Below are 20,021 nucleotides of genomic sequence, written 5' to 3'. Positions count from 1 at the left end.
CTTTGGTATTCTTGGGAATGCTCACTGATGAGTTATGGATAATTTTACAAAGTTTCTGGGTTAAGAAAGGCTGTCCACCAGTCCAAGCTAATACTTCCTTGAGGACATTTTGGTAACCGTTCACGGGGTTTGTAAAAGATAGAGTAGAAAATAAGTACATAATGATGGTAGAGTGAGGGGCATAGATGTAAAGTGTCAATTATATGCTGAATATTTTCGCGATCGTTTAAATAAACAGCAAGTCGTAATTCTTTAATAAAATCGAGACGGTAAATTGCCATGGCTGAAGAATCTTGTTTTGAAACTCAGACTCAACATTCTCAAGGCTGTCCTAAAGTTCCAGAGTCGATCATGACGGCTAGTCGATGTGAACTCATAGATATCCAAATGCAACTTTCTACAAAACTCCCTCCTGGTTTGCATGGCCATGTATTCATGGTTGCTCCAGTAGGAACTGTTGACTCTGGGGGTCTTCCCTATCCCAATGGAGATTCTCTGTTGTGCGGCGACGGCATGATTTATCGTTTGGATTTTGATTCCCAAAATGAAGTGAGATTGACAACGCGCCTTGTTAAACCACCCGATTACTATGCTGACAAAGCAACCAGTCATGGCTCAAAATATGAGAAGTACCGTTTTCGCAATCATGGTATCACTAGATTTTCTCTAACATTGGGTGTTCGTAACCAGCTAAACACAGCTTTTCTACCGATGAAGTTTTCCCGTGATTCAGAGGAAAGGTTACTAGTTACCTATGATGGAGGTCGTCCTTATGAAATTGATACTCAAACCCTAGAAGTTGTTACTCCTATTGGCAGTAATCAAGAATGGCAATCTGAGTTGAATGGTTATAATGCTCCTTTTCCTGCGTTCTTGAGTACGGCTCATCCTGCTTTTGATCCTCACACACAGCAGATGTTCACAGTTAACTATGGTAGATCGTTAGGTAATTTTCTAGACACCATTCCTTTTATTTATGATCTTGAGCAACTTCCGCAAGAAATAGATGAGTTTTTAACTGCACTTGCCTCATTTCTGCAAGCAAATTTCCTCAAAGATATTTTTGATTTTTTTTCTCAATCTTTTCAAACATTTTTACAACTTTATGTCAAATTAATAGAGAAGCTAACTAACTTAAAAATTGATAACTTTGTTTATTTAATTTGTTGGGATGGTGTAGGTGCTTTAGAACGGTGGAAGCTAGTTTTACCTGATGGTTCACCTGTGCCAATTGACCAAAGTATGCATCAGATTGGCGTGACGCGAGATTATGTTGTGCTAATGGATACAGCCTTTGCAACAGGATTAGAACAAGTACTCAATAACCCCTTGCCAGAAAATAAAAAAGTTGAAATACTACTCAGAGACTTGTTAGAGGGCCCTACTTCGCCAGACTCTTTAATTTATATTGTGCGTCGTGCTGACTTGAAACGAGGGCAATTTCCAGCATTCAATCAGCAGGAGGTTGAAGTATTAGTACAAAAAGTTGTGGTACCTTTGGCAACAGCACATTTTTTAGTAGACTACGACAACCCCCAAGGAAACATTACACTCCATGCAGCCCATATCTGCGGTATGAAAGTAGCTGAATGGGTAAGAAAATATGATGTTTCCGCTTATAACCCGCAAAATCCTGTGCCGTCGTATCTGTGCGGGATGGAAAATAATGAAACAGATATCGGGCGTATGGGACGCTATTTAATTAATGGAGAAACCGGAGATATAGTTGAATCACATGTTATTTCTGATGCAGAATGTATTTGGGGTGTAGACCTTTATGCTTATCCACAGCAAGATCCCCAAACAAAAAAACCTTTAGATCGCCTGGAAGACATTTACTGGTGTTCTTTTGGTCTATGGAAAGACTTGATGACACAATTTGTTACTAATCTGTATAAGAATTACCGAAATCGGCAAGTTCCTCTGGAAAAAGTGCTGAACTTGGCTGACAAAGGAATACCTGCCTATTTATTTCGACTTCATGCCTCGTCTACAGAAGCACTAGCAATCCGCGATCGCTATCAATTCCCTGCAGGACACATGACGCTTTCACCCCAGTTTATCCCCCGTCCTGATGCTGAAAAACCTACTGATGGTTATATAATCTGCACAGTCTGGTATGAAAACAAAAATGAATTCTGGCTCTTTGATGCCAATAATTTATCTAAAGGGCCTTTGTGTCAATTATCCCATCCTTCACTTGATTTTGGTCTGACCTTGCATACTGCTTGGTTACCAAGTATTGGAAAACGTCAAGCCACTTATTATATTAATGTGCGTGAAGATTACAACAAATTAGTAAACCAAGCATCTCAAAAACATCCTGATATTCAGGATTTATTTGATCGAGAAGTTTACCCTCATTTTGAATGAGCTTCAAAACCTAGTAGATAATTTCATACCTAGTGGTAAGTTCCACTGTAGAAACTATGAAGTTAATTTTTACTAAGTCCTAAATCTCAAAGGATAGTGTAATCTTCTACGTTCTGAGTCAGGAATTCTGTTATAAACCCTGTAGAGACGTTCTGATAGAACGTCTCTACTTTAGTAAAGATAATAGGAATTGTGCAAGTTATGATTACTATATCAGGATATGAAATTTTTGAAAAAATTCATGAAGGTACGGGAACAGTTGTTTACCGAGGTAAGAAAAAACAGAAACAACAGCTAGTAATCGTTAAATTGCTCAAGTCCGAGTATCCTACATTAGAAGAAATTACTAATTTACGGCATGAATATAAAGTCCTCAAAGACCTTACGAGTGAGCGAGTTGTTAAACCTTATAGTTTAGAAAAATACCAGAACAGTTTTGCATTGATTTTAGAAGATTTTGGTGGTCAGTCTTTAAGTCAAATTCTCATATCTCAGCAATTAAATATTTACGAGTGTTTACAAATAGCGATCGCCCTAGCAGAAACATTAATCGATTTAGATCAAGCCGCAATTATTCATAAAGATATTAAGCCTAGCAATATCATTATCAATGTCGAAACCGGACAAGTTAAATTAACTGATTTTGGTCTGTCATCACGACTAACTTTAGAAAAGCAAACTATCAGTAACCCTAAATTATTAGAAGGTACTTTGGCTTACATGGCACCTGAACAAACAGGGAGGATGAATCGCTCGATTGACTATCGTACTGATTTCTACTCTTTGGGGGTCACTTTATATGAAATGTTGACAGGGACACTGCCATTTACAACCCACGATCCGCTAGAGTTGATTCATTGTCACATTGCCAAACAGCCTGTACCACCTTACCAGCACAAGCCGATCCCTAGGGAGGTTTCAGATATTGTGATGAAACTTTTAGCTAAAAATGCAGAAGAACGATATCAAAGTGCACATGGACTTAAATTCGATTTAGAAACTTGTCTACTACAGATCCAAACCACTGGAGAAATTAAAGATTTTATTGCGGGTCAGCGCGATCGCGGGAGTCAACTTTTAATTCCACAAAAGCTTTATGGTAGAGAACAGGAAGTTGCTAAGCTGATGGATGCTTTCTGGCGAGTCAGCCAGGGAGCAACAGAAATGATTCTAGTTTCAGGTTATTCAGGTATTGGTAAAACTTCAATTGTGAATGAGGTTAACAAACCTATTGTTGCTGCAAGAGGATATTTCATTACAGGTAAATTTGATCAGTTTAAGCGAGATATTCCCTATACTGCTTTAATCCAAGCTTTCCAAGAATTGATTCGTCAGCTATTAACAGAGCATGAGCAGCAGATTGCCATTTGGAAACAGAAACTACTAGAGGCTTTAGGTTCTAACGGTCAAGTGCTCATTGATGTCATTCCAGAAGTAGAGTTAATTATTGGCTCACAGCCTGATGTTCCCAAGCTAGGCGCTACCGAATCACAAAATCGATTTAACCGTGTTTTTCAACAATTTGTCAATGTTTTTTGCAAGCCTGAACATCCATTGGTCATTTTTTTAGATGATTTACAATGGGCAGATTCAGCATCTTTGAAGTTAATTAGGCTACTGATTACAGATTATAGTACCCAATATTTATTCTTAATTGGTGCCTACCGAGATAACGAAGTCAACCCTACTCACCGATTAATACAGACCCTACAAAAGATACGCCAGACAGATACGGTGATGCATAACATCACCGTAGAACCCCTGTTACTCACTCATGTTCAACAACTAATAGTAGATACACTACATGGTGCGAGCACTACTAACAAGGTTGAATTATTCGCTGAGTTAGTTTTTAATAAAACTCAAGGTAATCCCTTTTTCCTAACTCAGTTACTCAAAAGCTTATATAGCGAAAATCTACTGGTGTATCAGGTAGTCACAGGTAGTTGGCATTGGGACATTCAGCAAATTCAAGCCGCTGGTATTACTGATTACAATATTGTTGAATTGATTGCTAGAAATATCAGTAAATTACCACCAGAAACACAAAAAGTTTTACAGTTGGCGGCGTGTACTGGTAACCAATTCAACCTAGAAGTTTTAGCAACTGTCAATGAAAATTCAGCTATTATAACAGCTACTCATTTGTGGAGTGCCTTGCAAGCTGGTCTAATTCTGCCTTTATCTTCAAATTACAAAATTCCTCTCTCATTTGGAGAGACAGAATCAGAGATTTTGAAAGTTAGCAATATCAAAATTAACTATAAGTTTTTGCATGATAGAGTGCAACAAGCAGCTTACTCATTGATTCCCGAAAACGAAAGAAAAAATACTCATTTGAAGATAGGTCAAATTCTGCTGAGAAATACTCCAAAACAACTACAAAGAGATAATATCTTCGTTTTAGTCAATCAATTGAATTTTGGCATTGACTTACTAACAACGCAAGTACAAAAGGATGAGTTAGCCCAATTAAATCTCATTGCTGGTCAAAAAGCTAAAAATGCTACAGCTTACGAAGCTGCTGTTAAATACTTGAATACAGGTTTACAACTACTACATTGTCAGAGTTGGAAAAATCAATATACATTAACTTTCCAATTTTATATAGAGACAGCAGAAGCAGAGTATCTAAATACTAACTTAGAGCAAGCATTATGTTTATGTAATTCAGCTATCAAAGAAGTTAATAATCTCTTGGATAACCTGAAAATTTACCAAATAAAAATAAAAATTTATTTAGCTAAAAATGAAATTAATACTGTTTTAGATATTGGGCAGGATACTTTAGAAAGGCTAAGCGTCTCCTTAGTAGAATCACCACCGGAAAGTCTTGATATTGATCAGTTGGCTAGCCTATCGCCTATGACTGATCCATACAAGCTAGCAGCAATGGAGATTTTAATTCTCATATATGCTCCTGCTTGTTTTGCGGAAAGCCCTATAGCATTACCAATCCTATATACAATGATTGAGCTTTCTAGGCAATATGGAAATTGTCCACCATCGATTTATGCTTACGCAATTTATGGTGGGATTGCACCTTGGATGATACCAAATATTAATTTAGCTGCTCAAATGGGTCAGTTAGCCTTAAAAATATTAGATCAATTAAATGCTAAACAGTTTAAATCTAAAGCACTTGTCGTTACTAGTATTAATATTAATCACAAAAAACAACATATTAAAGAAACTATAAATAATTTACATGAAGCAATTGAAAGTGGTTTAGATGTTGGAGATATTGAGTTTGCTTGTCATGCAGCTAATTTTTACTGCTACCATGTCTTTTTTGTTGGTGAGCATCTAGAATTTGTGGCAAAATGCCAGGCTGATTATATTGATTTTATTAGTAGATTTGAACAACAACATCCACTATTGTTAACTAAAATTTGTGCTCAAGCAGTAAATATTTTACTAAATCCATTTGTAGTGAAAACAAAATTGATTGGTGAAAATTTGAATGAAGAAGAAATTATACCTTATTTACTATCGACTAAAAACTTGATATCCTTATTTAATGTCTATTTTTGTAAGTTATTTATTTGTTATCTTTTTGAAGAATATCAAAATTCTTTAAAATTCTCAAAAATTGCATTTAAGTATGCTCGTTTTGTCCAAGGTGAAATAATCTTTACAGTATATAAATGGTTTGATTCTTTAGCACTTTTGGCTGAGTATTCTCATAATTTATTGATTGCAGATAAATTGGAGTTAGAACAATACTTGAGGCAAGTAGATGAAAATCAGAAAACTCTGAAATACTGGGCTGAACATGCTCCCATGAATTATCAACACAAATATGAATTAGTAGAAGCGGAAAAGGCTAGAATATTGGGACAAACACTTGCAGCTATGGAACACTATGATCGCGCTATAGCTGGTGCTAAAGAAAATGGATATCTTCAAGAAGAAGCATTAGCTTATGAATTGGCAGCAAAATTTTATTTAGCTTTGGGACGGCAAGAAATTGCGCGAACTTACATGACCAAAGCTCACTATGCTTATTTTTGTTGGGGAGCTATTGCCAAAGTGAAAGATTTAGAATCAAAATATCCACATATAATTCTGGTGTCAAAAAAAGACTCTACGTTAGCTAAAAGTAATATTTCTAATTCTTCTACTACAAGTAGTAATTCACAAGTCTTAGATGCTACAACAATTATTAAAGCTTCTCAAACTCTTGCTAGTGAAATTATTTTAGAAAATTTACTAAAAAAATTAATGACTATTGTAATTGAAAATGCTGGTGCTCAAACTGGTTTTCTGGTTTTAAAGGAGCAAGAACAGCTATTTATTCAGGCTGAGGGTGCTGTAGATAACTCGGAGGTAGTAGTGTGCCAATCAGTTCTAGCTGAAACTAGCCAACAGTTACCCAATTCTTTAATTAACTATGTAGTCAGAACTAGAGAAGAGGTAATTTTAGTTGATGCCACCCATGAGGGAAGATTTACCAAAGATGTATATGTTATTGAAACCCAACCTAAATCTGTACTGTGTACACCGATTATTCATCAAGGAGAGCTTTTTGGTCTACTGTATTTAGAAAATAATCTTGCTGTTGGTGCTTTCACATCAGAAAGATTAGAAGTTTTGAAAATTTTATCCTCTCAAGCAGCAATTTCAATTAAGAATGCTCAACTTTATCAAAATCTTAAACGAGAAATAAGAGAGCGCCAACAAGCAGAAGCAGCATTACGTGAAAGCGAGAAAAAATTAGAAGCTAAAGTTCAGGAGCGAACACAGGAGTTAAGCCAAACTTTAGAAATTCTCAAAGCCACTCAAGCTGAATTAGTGATTGAGAATGCTTTATTAAGAACTGCAGAACAAACTCTAACTTATGAATATCAAGTTGGCGGAAGTTTACCAATAGATGCACCTACTTATGTGGTACGTCAGGCAGATAGACATCTTTATAAAGCCTTGAAGCAGGGAGAGTTTTGTTACATTTTCAATGCTCGCCAGATGGGCAAGTCTAGCTTGCGAGTCCAAATCATGAAAAGGCTACAAGCTGAGGGCTTTGCCTGTGCTGCTATCGATATTTCAGAAATTGGTAATCGGCTGCTGACTATGGAACAGTGGTATGCAGGCTTCATTTATATATTAGCCAGTAGTTTAAATCTTTCAAGTCAAGTTAATATTCGTACTTGGTGGCGTGAGCATGAATTTTTATCCCCAGTCCAACGTCTTAGTAATTTTATAGATGAAATAGTATTAGAAAATATTTGGCAAAATAATATTGTTATTTTTATAGATGAGATTGATAGCGTTAGCAATCTTAACTTTGAAATAGATGACTTCTTTGTCCTACTGCGAAATTTTTATAACAAACGGGCTGACTTTCCAAAATATAAACGTCTCACTTTTGTCTTCTTAGGAGTAGCAAATCCTTCTCAATTAATTCAAGACAAAAAACGAACACCTTTCAACATTGGTCAAGCTATTCCACTGAGTGGCTTTCAATTACATGAAGCACAGCCTTTACTACAAGGACTAGCTGAGCGTGTAAGCAATGCTCAAAATGTCCTCAAAGAAGTGTTAGCTTGGACAGGTGGACAGCCTTTTCTCACCCAAAAACTTTGTAAGCTTATTCGGAATTCACCACGAAACATTCCCCAGGATCATGAAGCCGATTGGGTAGAGAACTTAGTGCAACGACAGTTGATTGAGAATTGGGAAACACAAGATGAACCTGAGCATTTAAAAACTATACGTGATCGCATCCTTAATACAAAATCCTGTGTTGTTGAGATATTAAAACTATATCAGTCAATTTGGCATACAGGGAATGTTGTTGCAGTTGATAGTCAGGAAGAAAGGGAATTACTATTATCGGGATTAGTAGTCAAGCAACAAGGTAATTTAAGAGTCTATAACCGTATTTACAAATTTGTATTTAACGCTGATTGGATTGAACAACTGCTGTACAAATATAGCAATCCTATTTGAGAGATAAACTGATAATACATTTATACCAAGAAGCGATTGTCATTTTACGCATAATTTGGCTCTTGGCAACTTTTGGTGATCAACACAGAAAATGGTTTTAATACCATTTTTATATGAAGACGCATAAGAATCCCCACCGCCTTCTTTCCCTGCCCTTTCCAAAGGGAGGTTAGGAGGGGTAAAAATAATGCGTAGCTTCACAGAAAATTGGTATTATGAGTAAATTTATAGATATATCTGCTGCGAGCCAATTGTGCTTGACGCACACCGAGATTTGGATCATTATGAGGTAAAGTTGGCAGCATAAATTTTGATATTATCAAGCAATGTGTAGCAAGCCTTTATTGAAGTGCTTAGAAAAATAACGAACATATAATTTACAGCTAGGAACCACTTGATTACCCTGGAAGTACACTAAGCCCATACTTTGCAACTTAAATACCTGCTCTAAATTTAGTTCTCTTGGGGTGGAATATTGGAGTATCTGTGTAAACAAGCTCATTAATTCTGGATACTGTTGGAGATTCCACCACTGTTGTTGTAAGTGTTCAGAATAAATTCCTGTTGAACTAAAGGCTGTTGACAACACTTGCTCTAGAGTTATGCTCTGACGCCATGTATAATATAGAGCTAGTTGAATAAGATAAGGTTGCCCGCCAACCAAGGCAAGTAATTGTTCCACTTCTGATTCTGAGCAGTTTAAGCCATACTCATGCACTAAAGTTTGTACCTGCTCTTTGGTTAGTGGTTGTAACTCAATTGGCAATCCCACATTAAAAGGTGACTTATTCATATTCAGGGGAATATATACTTCTGTTGCGTGGGCTACAACCAAGCGCAGTTTCTTCCAAATGTCACGATTTTTGGCTTCCTCATGCCAAGCGCGTAACAATCCAAAAAATTCATCAGCTAAATCAGGATATTGAAACAACCGATCTACATCATCCAACCCCAGCACAATAGGGCTGTTTGTTTTTGCTAAAAGATATTGCTCGAAGTAAATCTTAGAGCTAATTTTGCTGCCAAAAAGCTCATCCCAATACTCTGTGAGTTGATTAGGCACCTGTAAACCCAAACTAATACTTGCACAAAACCAACGCAAGAATTTATCTAAATCTTGAAAAATTGCTTTATCAGCTAGCTGAAAGCTTAAAGATACGGTGCGATATTTATGGTTAGTTGCAGACTGAAGAATTCTTGACATTAATGAAGTTTTCCCCATTCGTCTAGGCGCTTTGATCCGGATTAAAGCGCCTGGTTGCAAAATGGCTTTGTAACAATCTGTTTCAATTGGAGGACGTTCTATATAAAATCGAGAATCTAAGGGTACTTGACCTTCTGGTCTCTCTGGTTCTGAGTATGTTACTAACATCTCGTTATCTGATATTTCATCCTGCTGCTGTGGTTTCGCAAAGCAATAATCACTCTGTTGCAAAACCAAATCAAAAGCTTTAAAACAGCACTTCAGGGATTGTTTGTCAACCCCTAACTCACCAGCAAATATCTTCATCATTGTATCCACTGATAAGCCCGTGCGTTCGTTCAATGCTTCCAGAGTATACCGATTACCAGAGTTTTCTTCAATTTCTGCTTTAGACTTAGCTGTTTGAAGTTTTTTTAACCCTTCCTGTGTCAGAAGTACACCCCGTCTCCGCCGGTTTTTTTGTGAACACATCTTTTCTAACAATATATCCATAACCTGACCCTCTGGTTTTTTTGGAGTATAGGGTGATATTAATTACCCTATATCTCAATATATATAGGGGAACCCAAAGTCAACTTATGCAGCAACCACTCACTGTGCTGAAAAGTCTTATACTTTAGCTTTGTCTTTACCAGAGTTGCTGCGTAACAACATATCCCAGTAAATTAGAGTAAATCTGAAATCGCAGCGATTGTTCGACATTTTCGCCGTCTGATTGACAGCAGTAATTGTTTAATTTGTCAAGCTAAACAATTCTCTTAGGACGCCGTTATTTTAAAGCCTGTTGCCAGGAGAAGCGATCGCGCGTGTTGTTCTCCTCAACCCTAGAATTTTAATTCTTGATGAAGCAACATCTGCTCTTGATTCAGAATCAGAAGCATTGGTACAGGAAGCGCTCGAAAGACTGATGGAGAACCGCACAGTGTTTATGATTGCTCATCGTTTGAGTACTGTGAAGCGGTGCGATCGTATTTTAGTGTTAGAAAAAGGTCAAATTGTAGAGTCAGGAACTCATCAAGAGTTACTAGCACTTGAGCGCCGTTATGCGGGGTTTTACAACAATCAAAGGTAAAACATTGTTTCAAAGGTTATGTTATAAACTCGCTTGAAGGGTGTTACGATTCGAGTCAATCATACTAGTTGCTAGCAAAAATTGTGCTAATCATGTGATTCATAATTAGCATGTTTCTCAACAGTTTTCATGTCAGTTTGTCAAACTTTAACTTTTTTTTATTTTAAAATAGCAAACTACATTAAATTTAAAAAAAAAACTTTATAAATTCTTGCTTTTACTTATACCTTTAATGTATTGTGTAGCTATTGTTGCCTATGACACTCCTCAACAAGGAAACATTACAAAATGCAAATTTCTCAAATTTTTCATCCATTAAAGCAACACAAGTTGATTCTTTTTCTAGGCGTGGCTGCTAGCGTGTTACTAACAAGCACCAGTGCCCACGCTGCTAACAAAGTTATTTTAAAGTGTGGTGAAGTCGAGAAAAAAGTTACTATCAGTGAATTAAATCAGTTTGTGAGTACTGGCCAAGCCTCCACCGGAATAAACGCTTATTTGCAAGCATGTAAACAACAACCAGCATTAGCACGTAAAGCACTGACGGCTGGAATTAAAACTGATTCTGCATTTATAGACAGCCTACTATCTGGTTGGGCGGGATCAGTTTTAGTTGACCAAATTGGTGAGGTTGTTCATTCTGACGAAAAAGACCTAGACAACAAGACGTTGCGCTCTGCTTTAACTGGATCTGTCAAAGAAAGTGGTCAAGTTACTCTAATAGGAGCCCTTCGCAACTATCCTCAAGATACTGTTGAACTTGAAGGCAATAAACTCACTGCTGTTTATAACCGCCTAAGCCAGCTTAGGAAACTTTACTTTTTCTAAAGTACTTGTAAGTATCCTTCAGTGTCTCGTTTGTTGAACCGACTCTGTTAGACATCTCGATAAGAGTATGCGCTTTTATTTTTCTCTTCAGGAGAAGATCTTTTAGTAATTTTAACAAGTGAATATCAGGGTTTAACCTAAGTGCAACCTTACCTGTTTGTAAAAGCTTTGTCGTGTTCTCAAGCATATCTTCATTGCTAAACCCAGCTTGCGCTGAAACTTGGTGCAAAGCTGGGTTCATTTTTGCAGGCTTTCTGCTTTTAATGTAAGAATTGCACTTCTTAGGGGCTACCAAGAAAATCTCGTTTGCCCAGTTCTACACCACAGTGCCGGAGAATGTCATATGCTGTCGTGACGTGGAAATAAACGTTGGGTAAAATAAAATAAAGGAGAAAGGGCATCCCTTGAAAAGATAAAGTGTTTTCACCTACCTCAAGGGTAACTGTCTTTTCCTCTGAACCATCAATTTGGTCGGGTTTCAATGTCTCTAAAAAAGAAATAGTTTTCGTTAAGCGGTCAATAAGTTCAGGAAATGTAGTTTCTGTATCCTCAAAATTTGGTGGTTCTATTCCTGCTAGTCTTGCTACACCTCTGCGCGCTACATCAGAAGCAATTTGTACTTGTTTTGACAATGGGAACATATCTGGGAATAGACGACTATTGATTAATACAGTAGGATCTATTTTTTTTGTTTGTGCGTATGTAGCACCTTTTTCCAAAATATTTACAAGGTTACTTAGTGTACGAATACAGACCGGTACTGAAGCTTGATACATTGAAATGGTCATTGATCTTTCTCCAAAGAAACTTCAACCTTAGTTGGTATAGTCGGCCATGAACAAGATACACCATTCCGGTAACGTATAAATATAGGTGAAATTTTAGATGAATTTTGTACTAAACCGTGCTATATAGCGGTCTAGTATGACCTAGGTTGGGACGGTCTACTACTCTTTTTAAGATACAAGGTGGGGTTCAGGAAGGAAACCCAAGGCGAAAAACCAATATTTTGTTGGGTTTCACTCCATTCAACCCAACCTACCGATCTGTTGCTGAAGCGTCTGTTGACAGGGTTTTTGAATTGTTGGCAATTAAACCTACAGCGGTGGAAAGCGATAATGCGACAAAAGCAAAGGATTGCGTAGGCGTAGCCCACCGAAGGTATCGCGCGTGCTGTTCTCCTCAACCCTAGAATTTTAATTCTTGATGAAGCAACATCTGCACTTGATTCAGAATCAGAAGCACTGGTACTGGAAGCGCTCGAAAGACTGATGGAGAACCTCACAGTGTTTATGATTGCTCATCGTTTGAGTACTGTGAAGCGGTGCGATCGTATTTTAGTTTTAGAAAAAGGTCAAATTGTAGAGTCAGGAACTCATCAAGAATTACTAGCACTTGAGCGCCGTTATGCAGGATTTTACAACAATCAAAGGTAAAACATTGTTTCAAAGGATAGGTTATAAACCCGCTTGAAGGGTGTTACGATTCGCGTCAGCTATACTAGTTGCTAGCAAAAATTGTGCTAATTATGGGATTCTTTTATAGCATGTTTTTCAACAGTTTTCATATCACTTTGCCAAGCTTTAACTTTTTTTCATTTTAAGATGGCAAACTACATTAAAATTTAAAAATAAAACTTTAGAAATTCTTGCTTTTGCTTATACCTTTAATGTATTGTCTAGCTATTGTTGCCTATAATACTCCTCAAAAAGGAAACATTACACAATGCAAATTTCTCAATTTTTTCATCGGTTAAAGCAACATAAGTTGATTCTTTCTCTAGGCCTGACTGCTAGCGTGTTACTAACAAGCACCAGTGCGCATGCTGCTAATAAGGTTATCTTAAAGTGTGGTAACTTCCAGAAAGAAGTTCCTATCGGCGAATTAAATCAGTTGGTGAATACTGGTCGGGTCTCCGCCCCAATAAACGCTTATTTGCAAGCATGTAATCAACAACCAGTATTAGCACGTAAAGCACTGACAGCTCGAATTAAAACTAATTCTGCCTTTTTAGATAGTCTACTATCTGGTTGGGCGGGACCAGTTTTACGTGACCACATTGGTGAGGTTATCCATCCTACTGGAAAAAACCTAGACGACAAGACGTTGCAGTCTGCTTTAGCTGGATCTGTCAAAGAAAGTGGTGAAGTTACTCTCATAGGAGCCCTTCGCAACTATCCTCAAGATACTGTTGAAATTGACGGCGATAAACTCACTGCTGTTTATAACCGGCTAAGCCAGCTTAGGAAACTTTACTTTTTCTAAAATACTTGTAAGTATCCTTCTGTGTCTCATTTGTTGAACCGACTCTGTTAGACATCTAGATAGGATTATGCGCTTTTATTTTTCTCTTCAGGAGAAGATATTTTAGTAATTTGAACAAATGAATATCAGGGTTTGACCTAAGTGCAACCTTACCTGTTTGTAAAAGCTTTGTCGTGTTCTCAAACATATCTTCATTGATAAACCCAGCTTGTACAAAAAGTCCGTGTAAAGCTGGGTCACTAATTTTTGTTCCTGCTCAAATTTGACTTCAAGGATTAAATGTTGAAAACTTTTCAATAGAATGATATAGTGGATTGTTTTTTTGAGAATTTGAAATTATTACTTTTCAATCATTACCTTAAAAAAGGTACCACCGTGTTGATCAGCAGCGTACTCGACTTTATAAGGAATTAATGTTCCACAACGATTTACAGTCCAGCGCTCTAGCCATGTACCTTGTTGCAAAACAACCCCGTTTTCTAGGTGAACATCCCTTGGTCGCTCAATGACCTCAGTATTAATCAAATGATGATCTTGACATTTATCATCAGTCATGAATTTGCTTAGCGCAATTGTCTGCAAAGTATCTCTTTGAAGCGTTTTAGCTTTACTCTTTACAGCAGTCGCTCATGCGGAAATTGCGCCGCTTGCGAACTTCTGCAAAGAAAAACGTCATAATAGCTATTGTTGCCTGTAACGCTACTCAAAAGAGGCTCTTGCAAAAAAATGCAAATCTTTACACTGTTTCGTCGATTAAAGCAACATAACTTTACTGCTTTTCTAGCAGTGAGCGCTAGTGTGTTACTAACAAGCACCAGTGCTAATGCTGCGGATACGGTTATTTTAAAGTATGGTAACTTCCAAAAACCAGTTTCTCTCAAAGAGTTAAGTCAGTTTGTGGATACTGGTAAGACCACCCCTCCAATAAAAGCTTACTTGCAAGCAGCTAATCAAGAACCTGCACTAGCTCGTAAGGCTCTGAAAGCAGGAATTAAAGCTGATCCTGCTTTTTTAAATAGCTTACTATCTGGTTGGGCGGGACCAATTTTAGTCGATCAAATTGGTGAGGTGGTTCATTCTCCCGGAAAACAGCTAGATCAGCAAGCACTGCATTCGGCTTTAGCTGGATCTATCAAGCAAAGTGGCGAAGTCACGCTGCTAGGAGCAATTCGTAACTATCCTGGTGCTTCTGTTGAAATTAATGGCGATCGCCTTATTGCTGTTTATGAACGGTTAAGCCAGTTTGCCAAAGTATTCTAAACTACTTATAAGTTTGCTTAAGTACCTCGTTTATTGAACCAACTTTCTTGTATATCTCGATCAGGTCATGCGCCTTTGTTTTTCGTTCCCGTAGCAGAACTTTTAGTGGTTTTAACAAGTGAACATCTGGATCTGATATGAGAGCAACCTCGGCTGCTTGTATAACCTTTGTCGCGTTCTCAAAAATATCTTCATTGCTAAACCCTTGTTGTGCTGAAAGTTGGTGCAAAGCTGGATCGGGTACAGTGGCTCTACCAAGTAGTGATTGGTCTAAAACAAGACCTTTTAGAAGCGCAAGTAGACCAGCATAGATAGAAAAATCATCACAAGTATCAAAAGCTTTAAATTCTATCCGACCGATCTCAGCAGGAGAGCGTGCTATTTTTGTCAATGAAGGTACACTACTAATTAATTGTTCTGGCTTCTCAACGTAAACCATGACCGCCGGTCTTCTACCTGTTCTGATAAATGTCCTTACAGATAAACCTTCCCACAAATTACCTCGGTAAAACGGAGAGCTATAACTAAAAGGAATAATGTAGGGACTATAGTAAGTCAGCTTTCTGCCAATTTCGATGACGCGTTCCGGAGGTAAGCCAGCCACTGAAATATTTAAATCTGGCCCATAAGTTAGCATAGCAATATCCTCCGTTTGTCTTTCAGGAGAAGCCTGTCGCCATTTAATTTCGTAATCAGTTAGTGGTCGGTCAGGTTCATAAGTATCATAGTAAGGATTAAACGTCACCAAAACTGGTACAAAACCGAACTGAACCGCAACATTGCGCAGCAAGCGAAAGCTTTCTGATAATTCAGTAATGGTGCTGTGAATGTCTGATTGTATAGTTGTTCTAATTTCTATACCTTTAGGTATATATTCACTCACTTCACCAGAATCATCAAGTCTTTCAAACCCTTCAATATACCATCTTTTCTTTCTAATTCCACCGCCCCCAATACGCAATCGAGGATAGTCTTGATGGTATATAGGTAATCTTTCTATAACTTGATTGAAGTCAGCAAATTTCGTACAAGAAAAATCTGCCAACTTTCCTTCCTGATTAAGGAAAGCAACTTCATGCTCGATGCCAAAATAAAACATCATCTATGTATATTGTATAAGGGTAATGGAAATGTAGGTATTTTGCCATAAGAATAACTATGGTTGGGGTTTATCGTATATATAATATTACTTTATAGTTTCACTCATAATGCAATTTATTGATCAAGTAGAAATTGAAGTAGAATCTGGTAAGGGAGGCGATGGGATTGTTGCCTTTCGACGAGAAAAGTATGTACCGGCTGGTGGTCCCTCTGGTGGTAATGGGGGGAAAGGTGGATCAGTCATCTTTATTGCAGAGGAAAATCTGCAAACTTTGTTAGACTTTAAATATAATCACCGCTTTCAGGCAGATAATGGTGCTCGTGGTGGACCAAATAACCGTACTGGTGCAAATGGAAAGGATTTAATTCTTGAAGTTCCTTGCGGTACTGTTGTTTATGATGCTGAAACAGGAGAGGTGATTGGAGATTTAACTGAACCTAAGCAAACTTTAGTTGTTGCAACTGGCGGTAAGGGAGGACTAGGAAACCAGCATTTTTTAAGCAACCGTAACCGCGCACCTGAATACGCCCTCCCCGGATTACCAGGGGAGATTAAGCAACTTCGGCTAGAGTTAAAACTTTTAGCGGAAGTAGGTATTATTGGGCTACCAAATGCAGGAAAATCCACCCTGATTTCTGCTTTATCGGCTGCACGTCCGAAAATTGCTGACTATCCTTTTACAACATTAGTGCCAAATCTAGGTGTGGTGCGGAAACCTACTGGTGATGGCACAGTTTTCGCTGATATTCCTGGATTAATTGAGGGAGCTTCTCAAGGTGTAGGGTTAGGACACGATTTCTTGCGTCACATTGAGCGGACACGCTTACTATTGCACTTAATTGATGCAACTAGTGATAATATTTTGGATGATTATAATACAATTCAGCAAGAATTACAAGCTTACGGACGAGGTTTACCAGATCGTCCGCAAGTTTTGGCATTGAATAAAATTGATGCAGTTGACCAAGAAACTCAGGATTTAGAATCAGTGGCTAAACAGATCTCTGACATTTGTCAAGCTCCAGTTTTTCAGATTTCAGCGGTTACAGGTGCTGGATTAGAGCCTATGTTACAGCAAATTTGGTCAATTCTCGATCAACTTAATGCGAGTGAGATAACTGAGGATCACCTGATGGAGGAGGCGTAAGATTGGCGTCGCTGCCAGAAAATAGAATCAGACCAACGTTTTTCCCGATTATAGTATGCTGCCCGTGCTTGCAAATATTTGTCAAAGCTCTTTTCCACATCACCAGCGTATTCGTTGAGCGAAACTTGACTATCGCTTTGGCTTGCTTGGATCACTTTTGCTGCAGCAATACCAGATTGCAGAGCTTTGGAGATTCCTTGAGATGATAAGGGGTCAAACGCAGAAGCAGCATCCCCAATAGCAAGCCACTGAGTATCAGCGACACAATTCCTTCGATAGCTGTAAGCTGCAATTGAGCGGGTGCTAGAATTTGATACACACGGATCAACCCTTGCCAGGGTGTGAGGAACATCTTGAATGCGCGATCGCCATACGTCTGCCAAAGACATATGACCTCTAGGAAGTAGATCCGCATCTGTCATATAAGCAACAACAAGATGGTTATTAGGTAAAACAGCAGAATACCACCAACCGGATTGGCTCGCTTCCACCAATGTGCGGCAGTCAGCGACAGGAGAACTAAATTGAAAATATTTTATCACTGCTATGAGATTATCACAGACAATTCTTTTGGTTGCGGGTTTCCCTACCAGCGAAGAAGCTCGACCAGTGGCTTCCACAAGAAAGTCTGCTAAGAGTGCGATCGCTTGACCATCACAAATTGCTTCAATTGACCAACCGCCATTTGGCCTTTGAGTACAACTTACTACTCGTGTCGAGAGATAAACACTTGCTCCAGCATCTTCGGCAGCTAAGGCAAGCATAGCATCAAAACGGCGACGATCTAAATGCCACCCTGATCCGTAAGGATTAAAAATGAAGTTATTGTCATAGAGTTCTGAACTACCCCACGCAGAAATAATCCCTTCAGTTGGGACATGAGCATCACTCAGAAAACGCTCCCACACTCCTAGCTCAGATAGTAATACACGCACTCCTGGTTGTAAAGTTTCTCCTACTCTAACAGTCTCATACCGAGAGCGCTCTAGAACTGCCACACTCCGTCCGCTTTTTGCTAATGCGATCGCCGTGGAAGTGCCAGCAGGACCCCCACCAATAATCACTACATCCACTTTGCGACTGGATGTCATATTACCTCTATATTTATTAAATAATTCAAATCATGAACAAGGGTGATTTTTTGATTTTGAAAGTACAAAAAACTGATTGCTTTGATTACATGATATTGCAGGTAAATAAACCTGCAATACCCTGTTTTTTAGGCTTTTAGTTTTGACTCCTCGTCTGTTGCAATTGTTGATTTTTCTGAGCGACTAGTTCAGACAATCCCCTTGAGCTTTCACGAGGCAAATTAGGATCGCGCTCCTCTTCAACAAAAACAACCTCGCCTGCACTATTTTTTCTCGATACCACAAACCCAAGTTTACTGAAATTCTTAACTAAATCATCCTCACTAGCAATTCCATTTGCCCAACCCTCACTAGGCGGACCACTCTGTGAAGGTAGTTGAACAGTGTCAGGGCGCTGTGCAGGCCACCAACTACCCTGGCAGTCAAAAAAGTCAGCTTGCCAGGGTACAGCCATTCTTTGAGTAATTGAGCCAGGAGAAAGAGCTTGATGAGACAATCGAAAAGGCTCAGAATAAATATCTGGCTTCGTCAGCAAAATTCCTCCCTCAATACCTGGGAAAAATCCACCGCCAACGCAAAGTTCTAGTGCCGCTCGATCTAAATTTTGAGGCGTCAAAGTCAGAGGCGAAGCAGGCGGAGTTGTCCAATCATCTACGAAGTTCCCTGCTTTCCACTGCTGTAGCATTGAAAGTTGAACTTTTGTCAGCTGTAGCTCCGCGAGAGGAGGTTGAGAGAGAAAGTCAAAAACTTGCTGTCGTAATTGTGCAGATGAATCCTGTTGAGAGGATAGTTTTTCCCAATCTCGTGGAATAGCATTCCAAATGTCCCACTGATTCACCCATCGCAATGAAGCTGCACGATTGATGATTGGAAAAATATCGGTTTTAAAAGATGGTTTTGTAGGTGCAGAAAGCCACCTGCGAGTGACAGCGACTTGAAAGGCAATGTCATAAAGAGTAACAATACCTTCTATTTCGGGTGCGAAGTCTGGTGGTGTAACAATTACCCAAGCTGGTTGGTCTACATTGCGTGGGGTTTGTCCAGGAAAAGTAATTTTTGCTGTGACGGTACCATCCGAAACATCATCATGCCATTTATCATTATTTGCAAAGTTTTGTATCGCTACGCCATCTGGAACTGAAGCAGAATTTCCTCTACCGCCCAGAACAAGAAGCCGCCCTGATGCATCTGTCTGTAACTCCCCTAAATAGACTTCAACCCCCAGGAATTTGCCACCGTCAAATTTAACACCTTGCTGCTGTTGCCCAGAAATACTTCTCTCCCCTGGATCAATAGTTAGTTTTTTTCTCTCCACTCCAGGATTGCGAAGTGCGCCACTATCATTATTAAACTTTTGTCCTGCAGCTTTACTATTAACAAGATGAACTTGCCACTCGATAGTAGCCTCATTAGCAGTTATTTCACGTCCAGATGAGAGGACACCAGTTGCATCCTGCTCAAACTCAAAAATTCTAAACCGAGCAGCTTGTCGCTTCAGGCGACCATTTTCATCTTTATACTTCTGAAGGGTTTTTTCTTCTCCGTTAACAATCTCAACGGGCGCTACACCAGGTATTTCAGATCCCACATAAAATTTATCCGGGCTGTTTCCTACTCTGGCGATACCAATAGATGGATGAATTTTGTAAATTTTTGCCATTGATTTCTCCTTCATGAGTGTTTAAATAACTTCGAGTGCGCCAGTCTACATCCGGCAATTTTGGGTAAAG

General features: G+C 38.6%; 13 protein-coding genes and 2 pseudogenes. 8 read left to right on the top strand and 7 right to left on the bottom strand.

What is annotated here, in order from left to right:
- Positions 1 to 44 precede the first annotated feature (44 nt).
- Positions 45 to 281 (bottom strand): hypothetical protein, encoded by a 237-nt coding sequence (locus G4P69_RS01060; RefSeq protein WP_208339691.1) that lies wholly within the window; start codon positions 279 to 281, stop codon positions 45 to 47.
- Between G4P69_RS01060 and G4P69_RS01055 the strand changes: the two genes are divergently transcribed.
- Both G4P69_RS01055 and G4P69_RS01050 read left to right on the top strand, forming a co-directional pair.
- Complete coding sequence (locus G4P69_RS01055; protein WP_208348069.1) at positions 280 to 2,373, top strand: carotenoid oxygenase family protein; 2,094 nt, start codon at positions 280 to 282, stop codon at positions 2,371 to 2,373. The genes G4P69_RS01060 and G4P69_RS01055 overlap by 2 nt on opposite strands.
- Before the next feature lie 201 nt (positions 2,374 to 2,574).
- Positions 2,575 to 8,322: an AAA family ATPase gene (locus tag G4P69_RS01050; protein WP_208341353.1), complete on the top strand. Its 5,748-nt coding sequence runs from the start codon at positions 2,575 to 2,577 to the stop codon at positions 8,320 to 8,322.
- Positions 8,323 to 8,641: 319 nt separating this feature from the next.
- Here G4P69_RS01050 and G4P69_RS01045 read toward each other — a convergent pair whose 3' ends face one another.
- A complete protein-coding gene (locus G4P69_RS01045; RefSeq protein ID WP_243902347.1) occupies positions 8,642 to 10,018 on the bottom strand; it encodes an AAA-like domain-containing protein in 1,377 nt (458 codons plus the stop codon).
- A 304-nt stretch (positions 10,019 to 10,322) separates the two neighbouring features.
- On the opposite strand from G4P69_RS01045, the pseudogene G4P69_RS01040 reads away from it, so the two are divergent.
- Both G4P69_RS01040 and G4P69_RS01035 read left to right on the top strand, forming a co-directional pair.
- Positions 10,323 to 10,598: pseudogene (locus G4P69_RS01040) on the top strand (ABC transporter ATP-binding protein); the annotation flags it as partial.
- A 288-nt stretch (positions 10,599 to 10,886) separates the two neighbouring features.
- The gene (locus G4P69_RS01035; RefSeq protein ID WP_208341354.1) at positions 10,887 to 11,426 is read left to right on the top strand and encodes an alpha/beta hydrolase; all 540 of its coding nucleotides are present in this window, start codon (positions 10,887 to 10,889) and stop codon (positions 11,424 to 11,426) included.
- 281 nt (positions 11,427 to 11,707) lie between these two features.
- On the opposite strand, the gene G4P69_RS01030 is transcribed toward G4P69_RS01035, so the two are convergent.
- Positions 11,708 to 12,214 carry a DUF1993 domain-containing protein gene (locus G4P69_RS01030; protein WP_208341355.1) on the bottom strand — a complete coding sequence of 169 codons (507 nt, stop codon included), beginning with the start codon at positions 12,212 to 12,214 and terminating at the stop codon, positions 11,708 to 11,710.
- 375 nt (positions 12,215 to 12,589) lie between these two features.
- Between G4P69_RS01030 and G4P69_RS01025 the strand changes: the two are divergent.
- A pseudogene (locus G4P69_RS01025) lies at positions 12,590 to 12,862 on the top strand (ABC transporter ATP-binding protein); the annotation flags it as partial.
- Positions 12,863 to 13,151: 289 nt separating this feature from the next.
- Positions 13,152 to 13,691 (top strand): alpha/beta hydrolase, encoded by a 540-nt coding sequence (locus G4P69_RS01020; RefSeq protein WP_208341356.1) that lies wholly within the window; start codon positions 13,152 to 13,154, stop codon positions 13,689 to 13,691.
- A 339-nt stretch (positions 13,692 to 14,030) separates the two neighbouring features.
- Here the strand turns inward: G4P69_RS01020 and G4P69_RS01015 are convergent, their stop codons facing one another.
- Positions 14,031 to 14,246 (bottom strand): hypothetical protein, encoded by a 216-nt coding sequence (locus G4P69_RS01015; RefSeq protein WP_208341357.1) that lies wholly within the window; start codon positions 14,244 to 14,246, stop codon positions 14,031 to 14,033.
- A gap of 171 nt (positions 14,247 to 14,417) precedes the next feature.
- On the opposite strand from G4P69_RS01015, the gene G4P69_RS01010 reads away from it, so the two are divergent.
- Entirely contained in the window at positions 14,418 to 14,951 is a 534-nt protein-coding gene (locus G4P69_RS01010) for an alpha/beta hydrolase (RefSeq protein ID WP_208341358.1), read from the top strand.
- Between the two features lies 1 nt (position 14,952).
- On the opposite strand, the gene G4P69_RS01005 is transcribed toward G4P69_RS01010, so the two are convergent.
- A complete protein-coding gene (locus tag G4P69_RS01005) occupies positions 14,953 to 16,050 on the bottom strand; it encodes a glutamate--cysteine ligase family protein (protein ID WP_208341380.1) in 1,098 nt (365 codons plus the stop codon).
- A gap of 109 nt (positions 16,051 to 16,159) precedes the next feature.
- On the opposite strand from G4P69_RS01005, the gene obgE reads away from it, so the two are divergent.
- A complete protein-coding gene (obgE, locus tag G4P69_RS01000; protein ID WP_208341359.1) occupies positions 16,160 to 17,200 on the top strand; it encodes a GTPase ObgE in 1,041 nt (346 codons plus the stop codon).
- Here the strand turns inward: obgE and G4P69_RS00995 are convergent.
- Together G4P69_RS00995 and G4P69_RS00990 are read right to left on the bottom strand one after the other, a co-directional pair.
- A complete protein-coding gene (locus G4P69_RS00995) occupies positions 17,179 to 18,291 on the bottom strand; it encodes an FAD-dependent oxidoreductase (protein WP_208341360.1) in 1,113 nt (370 codons plus the stop codon). The two genes, obgE and G4P69_RS00995, sit on opposite strands and share 22 nt — an antisense overlap.
- 136 nt (positions 18,292 to 18,427) lie before the next feature.
- A complete protein-coding gene (locus G4P69_RS00990) occupies positions 18,428 to 19,951 on the bottom strand; it encodes a LodA/GoxA family CTQ-dependent oxidase (protein ID WP_208341361.1) in 1,524 nt (507 codons plus the stop codon).
- Positions 19,952 to 20,021: the final 70 nt, after the last annotated feature.

Origin of the sequence: Aetokthonos hydrillicola CCALA 1050, assembly GCF_017591665.1 — a bacterium.
Taxonomy (GTDB): Bacteria; Cyanobacteriota; Cyanobacteriia; order Cyanobacteriales; family Nostocaceae; genus Aetokthonos; species Aetokthonos hydrillicola.
This window is presented reverse-complemented; position numbering and strand designations above follow the sequence as displayed.

What these genes read in the sequence shown, in the direction of transcription:
- G4P69_RS01055 (WP_208348069.1), top strand. Translation starts at nt 280, where the DNA reads ATGGCTGAAGAATCTTGTTTTGAAACTCAGACTCAACATTCTCAAGGC.
- G4P69_RS01060 (WP_208339691.1), bottom strand. Translation starts at nt 281, where the DNA reads ATGGCAATTTACCGTCTCGATTTTATTAAAGAATTACGACTTGCTGTT.
- G4P69_RS01050 (WP_208341353.1), top strand. Translation starts at nt 2,575, where the DNA reads ATGATTACTATATCAGGATATGAAATTTTTGAAAAAATTCATGAAGGT.
- G4P69_RS01045 (WP_243902347.1), bottom strand. Translation starts at nt 10,018, where the DNA reads ATGGATATATTGTTAGAAAAGATGTGTTCACAAAAAAACCGGCGGAGA.
- G4P69_RS01035 (WP_208341354.1), top strand. Translation starts at nt 10,887, where the DNA reads ATGCAAATTTCTCAAATTTTTCATCCATTAAAGCAACACAAGTTGATT.
- G4P69_RS01030 (WP_208341355.1), bottom strand. Translation starts at nt 12,214, where the DNA reads ATGACCATTTCAATGTATCAAGCTTCAGTACCGGTCTGTATTCGTACA.
- G4P69_RS01020 (WP_208341356.1), top strand. Translation starts at nt 13,152, where the DNA reads ATGCAAATTTCTCAATTTTTTCATCGGTTAAAGCAACATAAGTTGATT.
- G4P69_RS01015 (WP_208341357.1), bottom strand. Translation starts at nt 14,246, where the DNA reads ATGACTGATGATAAATGTCAAGATCATCATTTGATTAATACTGAGGTC.
- G4P69_RS01010 (WP_208341358.1), top strand. Translation starts at nt 14,418, where the DNA reads ATGCAAATCTTTACACTGTTTCGTCGATTAAAGCAACATAACTTTACT.
- G4P69_RS01005 (WP_208341380.1), bottom strand. Translation starts at nt 16,050, where the DNA reads ATGTTTTATTTTGGCATCGAGCATGAAGTTGCTTTCCTTAATCAGGAA.
- obgE (WP_208341359.1), top strand. Translation starts at nt 16,160, where the DNA reads ATGCAATTTATTGATCAAGTAGAAATTGAAGTAGAATCTGGTAAGGGA.
- G4P69_RS00995 (WP_208341360.1), bottom strand. Translation starts at nt 18,291, where the DNA reads ATGACATCCAGTCGCAAAGTGGATGTAGTGATTATTGGTGGGGGTCCT.
- G4P69_RS00990 (WP_208341361.1), bottom strand. Translation starts at nt 19,951, where the DNA reads ATGGCAAAAATTTACAAAATTCATCCATCTATTGGTATCGCCAGAGTA.